The sequence below is a fragment of the Psychrobacter sp. UBA3483 genome (assembly GCF_002377905.1).
Taxonomy (GTDB): domain Bacteria; phylum Pseudomonadota; class Gammaproteobacteria; order Pseudomonadales; family Moraxellaceae; genus Psychrobacter.
Window position 1 is genome coordinate 1 of sequence record NZ_DFQS01000048.1, and the last position, 10,926, is coordinate 10,926.

The following is a 10,926-nucleotide window of genomic DNA, read 5'->3' on the forward strand; positions in this document are numbered from 1 at the left end:
GCATACTTTCTGATACACCACCCAAAATTTTTATGTAAAATCTCGATTGTTTTCAATAGTTAACTGACAAAAATAAATAAGTAGCGCTATGATACCATTTTTTGCCCAGGCATTGATATTTTAGCAATCTTAAAGACGCATCTGTATGCCTTGTGCGGCCATATATTCTTTGGCTTCTTGCACGGTATATTCGCCAAAGTGAAAAATGCTGGCCGCAAGTACGGCATCGACGCCACCTTCTAATACGCCTTCAGCTAAATGTTGCAAGTTACCAACGCCGCCCGAAGCAATAACCGGCACATTTACACGGCTGGTTATTTGCTGCATTAGTGCCAAATCATAGCCTTTTTTGGTACCGTCACCATCCATTGAGGTGACCAATAACTCGCCAGCGCCGAGAGCAGCCATTTTACTTGCCCAAGCAACCGCATCAATGCCCGTTGGTTTACGCCCACCGTGGGTAAAGATTTCCCAACGCGGCATGATGATGCCATCAACTTCAATATCTTCAACGCGCTTGGCATCGATAGCCACCACGATACATTGATTACCAAATTTCTGCGCTGCCTCCCCAACAAACTCAGGAGTAAATACGGCCGCAGAATTGATTGCCACTTTATCCGCACCTGCATTGAGTAAGTTACGAATATCAGCAATCTTACGCACACCGCCACCGACGGTTAATGGGACAAATACGGTTTCAGCCATACGTTCAACGGTATGATAAGTGGTATCGCGCTCATCATTGGTCGCCGTAATGTCTAAAAAAGTAATCTCATCAGCACCTTGCTCGTTATAGCGCTTAGCGACTTCGACAGGGTCGCCGGCGTCTTTAATATCGACAAACTGCACGCCTTTGACCACACGGCCATTATCAACATCCAAACAAGGAATGATACGCTTTGCTAACATAGGGTCTTTCACCTTATAATCAATTTATCCGTAAGCGCTAGTCTAGCAAAATCGCCGCCATATCAGGCAGCTTTTCGCAAGATTATTATGCTTTTAACCAAAGTTTGCTCATGCGCGGTACAATCACTGTCATTACCGTCGATATTTATCCTATTTACCTTCTTTTAATTGCCATAAGTGAGATGTCATGTCCGTCTATACCCAGTTAACCGATGAGCAGTTTGCCGCTTTTTGCCAGCGTTTTGGCGTGTCATTTGCGCGTGCCATTCCGATTACCCAAGGTATCAAAAACTCTAACTGGTTTATTCAGACGACTGATGATGTAGATGGCGCGCACTCTTATGTATTTACCCTATTTGAAGAGCGTCCACCAGAAGACATCGAAAAAATGGCGGTCATCCTCAATCAATTAGATGGCAAATTACCCGTTGCCGCGCCGTTGTCACTGGTTGATAGCGAAGAAAAATGCTATGTCATACGCTACGATAATAAAGCGATTACGCTAGTGCCTTGTCTGGCTGGCGCGCATCCACAGCAGACTACACAGGCGATGTGTCACGAAATTGGCGCCGCTTTAGCCATGCTGCATGAGACCTTACAAGCACTGCAACCTGCGGAAGAATACGGCGTGCCTTTATACCCATGGAAGGAGGTGCGTGACCGTGAAATGCAGTTTATGCCCAGTGACGAAGCCAAGCTCATGAGCGATATTTGGCGCGCTTACTCAGATTTGCCGCTTGCGACGTTGCCAAAAGGCTTATGTCATTTAGACATGTTCGCTGATAATACTTTATGGGACTTATCGTTAAATAATAGCCAAAAAGGCGCAGCGCGTTTAACGGGATTATTGGACTTTACCGAAGTCAGCGTTGAGCATTATGTGATGGATATTGCCATTACCATTAATGATTTTTGTACGACGGGGGGCGATGCCGAGCAAGGCGAAACTGTCAATTTTGACCGCAGTAAAATGGCGGCTTTTTTGCAAGGCTATGAGTCCAAACGTGCGCTTGGCGAAGATGAAAAACGTGCTTTACCAGTGATGCTTGCCAAAGCAGCGGTGATTTTTTGGCTATTACGTTTAAACGTTATCCATTACAACCGTACCGAAGGTCGCACTGGCGATAATATCATGGTCAAAAATCCTGACCTCATGAAACGCTTAGCGGCTTATCATTGGTCACATGTTGAAAAAGAACAAAATACGGTATTCGTGCTTGAACACGCACGCTGTAAAGATGATGATAAAAACAACGATGTCGAAGATTTTAAATTAATCGGTGTGTTTGCGACTGAGCAACAAGCGCAAGCAGCTATCAACCAATTAAAATCACAACCTGGTTTTAAAGACTATCCAAACGGTTTCCATATTGATGCTTATCCGCTAAATCAAATTAACTGGTCATCAGGTTTTGACTTCTATTAAATTCATCTGTATTAACAAGACATTTAACTGTTTAAAAGGAATTTACCATGACTGATCAAGTTGATAACTGGCACAAACTGGCACGCTACGATACCAATATGCAAGGCGAGCTGCATGCCAATCTGCTGCGTAATAACGGCATTACGGTGTCTCTGCAACCGCTGAGTGCCATGCCAGGTATGAATTCTGGGATTGTGCTGTGGATACAAGATACAGATTTGGCGCATGCGCAGCGTATTTTGGCGAATATCGATACCGATGGTGCAACGCCTTATGAGATGTTTGATGAAGTATCAGAAGCTACTCTAAGCCCTACTTTAAATTCTGCAAAAGACAACAACGGCGGTGAAGTATAAATGTGTCAACTCTTAGGAATGAACTGTAATACCCCAACCGATATTGGTTTTAGCTTTGCAGGGTTTCGCCGTCGCGGCGGCATGACCGACAGTCATGAAGATGGCTTTGGTATCGCGTTTTTTGAGCGTAGTGAATGCGCCAATAATGACAAAATCGCCAATGCTTCGACTGGTCTGCGTCTGTTCCATGACAATCATCCGAGCCATCTATCGCCCGTGGCTGATTTGGTGAATAATTATCCGATTAAAGCCATGAACGTCATCGCCCATATTCGTAAAGCGACCCAAGGACAGAATTGTTTGGCCAATACCCATCCTTTCGTCCGCGAAGTGTGGGGCGAGCAGTGGGTATTTGCCCATAACGGGCAGATGAATAGCGAATTTATTAAACGCTGTCAGCGCCTGCAAGACAATGGCAATGCCTCACATTGCCAGCCAGTTGGTTCAACCGATTCTGAAATGGCATTTTGCTATTTGGTCAATCGCCTAAAAAGCAGCTTTAAAACCCGCCCAGATGATCAAACGCTGTTTAATTTTTTAACCACCCAATGTCGCTACCTTTCTGCCAACGGTTTGTTCAATTGCCTAATCTCAAACGGTCGGTGGCAGCTGGCTTATGCTGGTAGCTTATTGTTTTATCTCACGCGCAAAGCACCGTTTGGCGAAGCAAAACTGGCAGATGATGATTTGGCCATTAACTTTGGCGATGTGACCACCGATACCGATAAAGTCACGATATTGGTCACCGTGCCATTGACTGAAAATGAAAAGTGGCAACAGTTGGCAGTCAATGAATGCTTAATATTCCAAGATGGTGATGTCATTTATAAAGACAGCCCAAGTCAGCGTAAGTTTTTAACCATTGACGAAGGCATTGCGGTGGCACGGGCGGTTGGGGCGAGTGTTTAGGGGTTAACTTTTTGTAGAGAAAGATATGAGAACTAGTGAAAGTACGTTTTACGTTTTTAGATACTCTTTAGTGGAAGAAAAGCAAGAAACTTTAATTCCCGTCAAGTTACCTACAATTAAAGGGGATGCTATTAAAGTAGCAGTTACAGATGATAGAGAGTGGATGGATAAAAACGTAAAGTTTAGTTTTGTAGGGTTTAGTGATTCTATTAGAAGGGATAGCAAAGAAACAAATAAGCGATCAAGTATTCTTATAGGAAAGTTAGCTAGATTAAAGAAAACAAATGTTGGTGAGAAGATTCCAGGCGATATTGTTAATAGCGTAGAAGACGATTGGATTCCAGTTATAGTAATATTCGATACAGTTGAACAATTAATTTTTGTTCAAAAAAGCTCTAAATTTGGAGATGTAAAGTATATTGCTAAGAAGCTACAGAAAGGATTATTTGATCCAATTCTATTAAACTATAATTATAGGGTTTTTGTTGAACCTATACCCGTTAAAGGCGAATTTTGGCATGCCGTTAATAAATATAATAGAATTTACGAACTTAACTTGATCTTGATTTCTCCTAATATTTTAGAAACTAACAAAAAGGCTAGAAGTGCTTTAGAAGCATTGCATAGCTTGTATTCTCAAGATAAAACAGAAATTAAGATGAAAAGTGAGTCTGGAAATTTAAAAATCCCTGAACTACCTACTGAAGATTATGTAGAGTATATCGAAGAAGGCGAGGGTGAATGGAAACTTAAAGTCAATGATAACGGTGTTAGAAAAATAATTTCAAGTGCTTCGTTGACAGAAACTATTGAACTTCCTGTGCATAAGAATGTAAATGAAGTTTTACTAAATAGCCAATATGAGCTTGATGTACAAGAGGTGCAAGATTACGATAACGTACAAAGTAGGGTAGCAACAAAGCTAACAGATAAGATACTAGATTTTATCAAGCGTAGACATGATTAATGCAAAAGTTAATAACAATCTTTTTAATCACTTTTATTATAGTATTAGTATTAATTACTTTTACTAGTGGAAGTGTTTTGCCAGTATTTTCGAGATTGTTTGAAGGCTATTTTGCTATATTAACGGTCTTCGGTGCTACATCTATAGCTTTTTCGAATTACTTAGATACTGTTATACGAGATATTTCTGAAAAGAAGAAATTAGAAGATTTAGAAGCCTATTCAAATGTAGTAGATAGTTTCATCGATTTAAAAAATGAATTAATATCAAACGTTCTCCTATTTGTCGGATTAATAATTGCTAACTATATCCTTCTAGGAGTTGTTGATCTCAATATAAATATATGCATTTTGGGAATAAAAGTAAATTGGATTATCGGTAGTGTTCAACTTTCTCTATTTGTCGTAGCTACATACATAGTTTATAACCAAATCTCGTCTTTCAAAACAGCTAACGAATTTAAAAGAGTAATACTTAAAGGCGAGAGCTAATCATTACCCCAAATAAACACCACAACACCTTTTGAACTTCTCACCTGAACCACAGATACACGGCTGCTTTTGGCTGAGAGACATTGAAACGGTTGGATCTAAAAAATACCAACTCGCATCATTATCAGCTTTGTTTTTTGTTTTTACAAAAGCAGACAACTCATGATGTGCTTGCAAATCTTCATTCGTCTTAAAATAGGCTTTAAACTCAACTTGCGCATGGCGTTTGCCTAGCTTTGGCGTATGCGTAATGATTTCTAATCCTGCCCAGTCCGTCTCTTTTGCCCATGCTTCAATCGCCAGGATATCTAGCAATTTTTGCTGCGCAGGCAAAGTGGTTTTGACGATATATTCTGGTTTAACTAAGACAAAAGCGCTATAACGCGACCGCATTAGACGCTCAGCAGAGTCTGGCTTTGCGCCGTCAATTTTATCAGCTTCATTATTTAAAAGCCCGTCATGATAAGGCTGACAGCAATCTTGATAGAGTAGCGGTACGCCGATAGCATCTGAGGCTGGGTTAACTTGGCAAGGGCAGATTGGTAGGGAAATTGACATTATTTACTCGTGTATTATTCATTTTTTAACGGTTCTATAGCTTTCAATTGAGCCAGTTTTTTATCAATTCTGGCCATAGACCGAGTTTAAGTTTTGCCCAAGGTGCGGGGTCACGTAGCTGCTGCCAAAACTCAGTAAAAGGCGGCGCAAAATATACCAAGAGCGCAAGGATGACGTACAGGAACAGATACCACCATTTATCTTTATGCTGATAAAACTTCATCGCTGTACCCGATGAGCGCTTCATTTTCATATTGGACAAATTCACACTATATAGCTCATCCAATGTCAAATGCACCATGGCGCCGCCGAATAAAAATAAGCCGTAAAACCAACTGACAGTTAGCGGTAAGTTTAAAATATCGTAGCTGACATAGGTCATTCCAAGTCCCATTATGGCCATATAGGGCACCGAATGAATGACGCCGCGGTGTACGGTCATGTTGGTGAAAATCGAAAATACCACATAACGCATAAAGCCGTAGCCAGCTAGCCATAAGGCTATCAGCGCTAATAAACTCAGCTCACTACGCCAATGCATCACCAGACTAAAGGCAAAGATAAATGAGGTGATATTAAACCCAAGCTTAATCGGCGTCGAGTTATCAGAATCCAAATCAGGCAGCAACCCACCGATAGTGCCGAGCGCCGCGCACATCAAAAACCCTGAATCATCAATCAATCCGGCTTTATAAACCGTGAGACTCATCGTACCACTTGCCATGAATGCAACATTTAAGTGGGTGTTAAAATTTGCCATAAAAACTCATCAATAAATAGCGCGCGAAATCTGTATTTCGAGCGGCTTGTCTAGCCGTAAAAAAGCGCTCCATGATACCATAGCCACGCCAGTCGTCTAATAGAGATAATCAATATGACCGCCACCGATTTACCTGCCAAGCCTTATCGAAATACTACTTCTGATGCATCTATTAATAACCCATCTGCATGCGCCAGCACACTTGATGACAGCTTTGCTGCTATTGACTGGCAAGCGCCATGGCTGTGTCATTTACATCAATTGGCCTACCTAAGCAAAAGCATTACCCAACTCAGTGTGTTACAGACTGACACCGCGAATGTCGATAAAGTTGAAAATACACCTGATATTATTGCAAAGGTATTGAATACAGCATTACAGCAACAGGCTAATGGCCTACTTCAGCCATTACCGCAAACCAAACCTGCGCTAAGCAATCAAGCCGAAACCTTACAATTCGTCTCGCAGAAGGCGCTACCAGAAGGCGAAGCGTACGAGCGTTTTATCGGCACCACCGGCAATATCCCGACCCGTGATAACTTGCATGATTTATTTAACGGTAGTATTTGGCTCACCTTTCCTAAAACCAAAGCCCTGCTGAATTATTATCATATGCTTGAGATTAAGCTGCAAGGTATCGGCGCCAGTCGCGGCCGTGTCCGCGATACCATTACCGTCTTTGATGAAAATGGCGCGATATTGGTCACCGCTGAGTCTAGTATCGGTAAGGCGTTGATTGATTTTAATTGGCAGGAAAGTTTGGTTGCACCGCGTGACAAATGGGACGAGCCAAAGCAACTTAATAACCAAGCTCAAGCAGCAGTTTATATTTTTGGTCATGCACTGTTAGAGAAGCTACTGCACCCACGCAAGGCATTATGCGCTCATAGTATCGTGATAAATGTCACGCAAGAATTTTTTGCCCTATCGCTATCTGAGCGTATCAATCATTTGGATCAAAAAGTGGCCGATTATATGGACGCGTTATTATCAGAGCCAGATGTGTCCCCGCGCAAACTGTCGCCATTGCCCATTTTGGGCGTGCCACACTATTGGGCAGAAAATGTCCAGCCGAGCTTTTATGATGACAGCCACGTCTTTCGTAGCGGTCGCCGCCGTCAAAAATAAAAGATAAGTTCATACCTTGCCAGTTAATTGTCAAAGCTTAACCGCTAAGGAACTGACGCATTGCGGCGTTTACGATTGTGCCACGATTCAACACCATCTAGACGTTAACAAAGCATCGCTTATTTGTTATGGTAAAAGGACGTTAGTGTTAAACGCTAAACAGATGCTTATATCTTTTGTTAACGGCACTTTTACTCCAATAACCGTTATTCATAAACAGTTTGTTAAAATAAAAGCACCGTTAGTCACGACACTTAGCTATTGATAAATATTTCGCTCTTGTCAAAAAAACGAGCACTTTTTTAAAACGAGCGCTTTTTAAAAATAGGTGTCGCTATTCGATTTAAGCACATTCATTTAAATTAAGAAGAAATGAACCACCATCTATTTAGCCACCAGTTATCAGCATGAATACTTACGGATTGATAGTCATATCAACTGCACGGTAATTTATGCTTAGGATCTATAACAACGATAAGGAAGCTACCATGAGTGATATTTTTAATGTAAAAGACACGATTGAAGTCGCTGGCAAGGAGCATGCTTATTATAGCTTGCCCAAGCTGACCGACACTTACGAGAACATCAGCAAACTGCCATTTTGTATGAAAATCGTCTTAGAAAACCTCTTACGTAACGAAGACGACGGTCAATCTGTCGGTAAAAACCACATCGAAGCAGTCGCAAATTGGGACGCTGGCGCAGAAGCGTCAAAAGAAATCGCCTTTATGCCAGCGCGTGTGGTCCTGCAAGATTTCACCGGTGTACCATCGGTGGTTGATTTGGCAGCGATGCGTGATGCAGTGGTTGAGCTTGGCGGTCGTGCTGAGCAGATTAACCCCTTTATCCCAAGTGAATTGGTCGTTGACCACTCAGTACAGGTCGACGCTTATGGCCGCGAAGATGCACTGGATTTAAACGAGAAAATTGAGTTTAAGCGTAATAACGAGCGTTATGAGTTTTTACATTGGGGCAAGAACGCCTTTAAAAACTTTGTCGTTGTGCCACCAGCAACTGGTATCGTGCATCAGGTTAACCTTGAGTATCTAGCGCGTGTGGTAATGGCTGCTGAAGTAGATGGTGAGCTGACCGCTTATCCTGATACGGTATTTGGTACAGACAGTCACACGACGATGATTAATGGTATTGGTGTGCTAGGTTGGGGTGTTGGCGGTATCGAAGCGGAAGCGGCGATGCTCGGTCAACCATCATCCATGCTCATCCCACAAGTGGTCGGTTTTGAGCTCAAAGGTAAATTGACCGAAGGCGTGACCGCAACGGATTTGGTACTACGCGTCGTTGAGATGTTACGCGCTCACGGTGTGGTTGGTAAATTCGTCGAATTTTATGGCGAAGGTTTACACAGTATGCCCCTCGCTGACCGTGCAACCATTGCCAACATGTCACCAGAATACGGCGCGACTTGTGGTATTTTCCCGATTGACCAAATGGCGATTGATTATCTGCGTCTGTCAGGTCGTGAAGAAAGCCAGATTGAGCTGGTTGAAAAATATGCCAAGGCGCAAGGTTTATGGCACGATGCTGATACCCCGGCGGCGACGTATTCAAGTAAGCTTGAGCTTGATTTATCATCCGTAAAACCAGCCCTAGCCGGTCCGAACTTGCCACAGCAGCGTATCAACTTATCTGATATGCATGAAAAATTTGGCGAAACTTTAGAGAAAATGACCAAAGATCGCAAGTCAGAAATCGAAGGCAAAGTGCGCTTTGACCAAGAAGGTGGTGAGCAAGAACAAGCCGATAGATTGTATGCCAAACCACATGTCTTCTCTGATGTCGATATCGATGATAAAAGCCACAAACTGCGCGATGGTTCAGTCGTTATCGCCGCTATTACCTCTTGTACCAATACGTCAAACCCAGCGGTAATGATTGGTGCAGGTTTGGTGGCGAAAAAAGCCGCTGTAAAAGGTCTAAAAGCCAAACCTTGGGTCAAAACCTCATTGGCACCAGGCTCAAAAGTCGTTACCGATTATCTTGAAAAAACCAAGCTGATGGATGAGCTAGAAAAAACGGGCTTTTATTTGGTTGGTTATGGTTGTACCACCTGTATCGGTAACTCAGGTCCACTTTTAGAGTCGATTGAAAAAGGTATTGAAGAAAACGATTTGGTTGCCGCTGCGGTGCTATCTGGTAACCGTAACTTTGAAGGGCGTATTCACTCGCACGTCAAAGCCAGCTATTTAGCATCGCCACCGTTGGTGGTTGCTTATGCATTAGCCGGGACAGTGGATATTGACCTGACCACGCATCCGCTAGGACAAGACCAAGAGGGGAATGATGTCTATCTAAAAGACATCTGGCCAACGTCTGATGAAATTAATGAGCTGATTGCCAATAATATCGACGCCGATATGTTCCGCAAAAACTACGGTGAAGTGTTTGACGGTAGTGCCGCATGGAACGCCATTAGCTCAGCCGATAGCCAGCTGTATCCATGGAGCGAAGAATCTACTTATATTAAAAACCCACCGTTCTTTGATGGTATGACCATGCAGCCAGAAGGTATTCCTGATATCGAAGGCGCACGTATCTTGGGTCTATTTGGCGATTCAATCACCACTGACCATATCTCGCCAGCCGGTAATATCGATCCAGATTCTCCTGCAGGCAGATATTTGCAAGAGCGCGGTGTGATGCAAGCCGACTTCAATAGCTATGGTTCGCGCCGTGGTAACGATGCGGTCATGACCCGCGGCACCTTTGCCAATATCCGTATCAAAAATCAGATGATGGGCGGCAAAGAGGGCGGCTATACCTACTACTTTAAAAGCGACAACGCCACGCTACAAGACGGCGAAGAAATGGCCATCTATGACGCGGCGATGAAGTATAAAGAAGACAAGCGTCCGCTCGTGGTACTTGGCGGGGCAGAATATGGCTCTGGTTCTAGCCGTGACTGGGCCGCGAAGGGTACTATTCTACTCGGCGTAAAAGCGGTATTGACCAGCTCTTTTGAGCGTATTCACCGTTCAAACCTAGTTGGTATGGGTGTATTACCATTGACCTTTAAAGACGGTGAAAATGCCGCGACCTATAATCTCGACGGCTCTGAGGTGCTTAGCATTACCGGTCTGAATAATGGCGAAAGCAAGACCGCCAAGGTTACGGCCACACGTGCTGATGGCTCAACTGAGAGCTTTGATGTCAATGTCATGCTGCAGACGCCAAAAGAGCGCGAGTACGTGCGTCATGGCGGCGTATTGCACTATGTGCTACGTCAGTTAGCTGCTGAGAGCAAAAACGCAGCGTAATAGTCAATTAAGCTTAGTATAATAAGAAGCCCAATCCCAGTTAAAGTAAGGGATTGGGCTTTTTTTATGGAGATTTTTATGCTGTGATAATTCTAAGACTCAAACTTTCTCAGTCAACAGCCTAGGGCGTGTCTTCAATTGGAT

10 protein-coding genes are annotated in these 10,926 nt (G+C 43.2%); 7 read left to right on the forward strand and 3 right to left on the reverse strand.

Going from position 1 to position 10,926, the window contains the following annotated elements; translation table 11 throughout:
* Window positions 1–129: 129 nt before the first annotated feature.
* Window positions 130–912, reverse strand: a complete 783-nt coding sequence (hisF, locus tag B2866_RS08745; protein ID WP_296192925.1) for an imidazole glycerol phosphate synthase subunit HisF — start codon at window positions 910–912, stop codon at window positions 130–132.
* Between the two features lie 187 nt (window positions 913–1,099).
* Between hisF and B2866_RS08750 the strand changes: the two genes are divergently transcribed.
* Genes B2866_RS08750 through B2866_RS08770 form a run of 5 tightly spaced genes read left to right on the forward strand, consistent with a single transcriptional unit; the run spans window position 1,100 to window position 5,061 of the window.
* The gene (locus tag B2866_RS08750; protein ID WP_296192929.1) at window positions 1,100–2,338 is read left to right on the forward strand and encodes a homoserine kinase; all 1,239 of its coding nucleotides are present in this window, start codon (window positions 1,100–1,102) and stop codon (window positions 2,336–2,338) included.
* 47 nt (window positions 2,339–2,385) lie between these two features.
* Window positions 2,386–2,694: a hypothetical protein gene (locus B2866_RS08755; protein ID WP_296192932.1), complete on the forward strand. Its 309-nt coding sequence runs from the start codon at window positions 2,386–2,388 to the stop codon at window positions 2,692–2,694.
* On the forward strand, window positions 2,695–3,603 hold the full coding sequence (locus B2866_RS08760) for a class II glutamine amidotransferase (RefSeq protein ID WP_296192934.1): 909 nt from the start codon (window positions 2,695–2,697) through the stop codon (window positions 3,601–3,603).
* A gap of 25 nt (window positions 3,604–3,628) precedes the next feature.
* Window positions 3,629–4,570, forward strand: coding sequence for a hypothetical protein (locus tag B2866_RS08765; protein WP_296192937.1), 942 nt, complete (start codon window positions 3,629–3,631; stop codon window positions 4,568–4,570).
* Window positions 4,570–5,061 (forward strand): hypothetical protein, encoded by a 492-nt coding sequence (locus B2866_RS08770; RefSeq protein WP_010200533.1) that lies wholly within the window; start codon window positions 4,570–4,572, stop codon window positions 5,059–5,061. Before B2866_RS08765 ends, B2866_RS08770 begins: the two co-directional genes overlap by 1 nt.
* A gap of 3 nt (window positions 5,062–5,064) precedes the next feature.
* On the opposite strand, the gene B2866_RS08775 is transcribed toward B2866_RS08770, so the two are convergent.
* Window positions 5,065–5,619 (reverse strand): YchJ family protein, encoded by a 555-nt coding sequence (locus tag B2866_RS08775; protein ID WP_296192943.1) that lies wholly within the window; start codon window positions 5,617–5,619, stop codon window positions 5,065–5,067.
* A gap of 43 nt (window positions 5,620–5,662) precedes the next feature.
* Complete coding sequence (locus B2866_RS08780; RefSeq protein ID WP_296192945.1) at window positions 5,663–6,379, reverse strand: metal-dependent hydrolase; 717 nt, start codon at window positions 6,377–6,379, stop codon at window positions 5,663–5,665.
* 114 nt (window positions 6,380–6,493) lie between these two features.
* Between B2866_RS08780 and B2866_RS08785 the strand changes: the two genes are divergently transcribed.
* Both B2866_RS08785 and acnA read left to right on the forward strand, forming a co-directional pair.
* The gene (locus B2866_RS08785; RefSeq protein WP_296192948.1) at window positions 6,494–7,507 is read left to right on the forward strand and encodes a DUF3025 domain-containing protein; all 1,014 of its coding nucleotides are present in this window, start codon (window positions 6,494–6,496) and stop codon (window positions 7,505–7,507) included.
* Between the two features lie 488 nt (window positions 7,508–7,995).
* On the forward strand, window positions 7,996–10,782 hold the full coding sequence (acnA, locus tag B2866_RS08790; protein ID WP_296192951.1) for an aconitate hydratase AcnA: 2,787 nt from the start codon (window positions 7,996–7,998) through the stop codon (window positions 10,780–10,782).
* The last annotated feature ends 144 nt before the right edge of the window (window positions 10,783–10,926 follow it).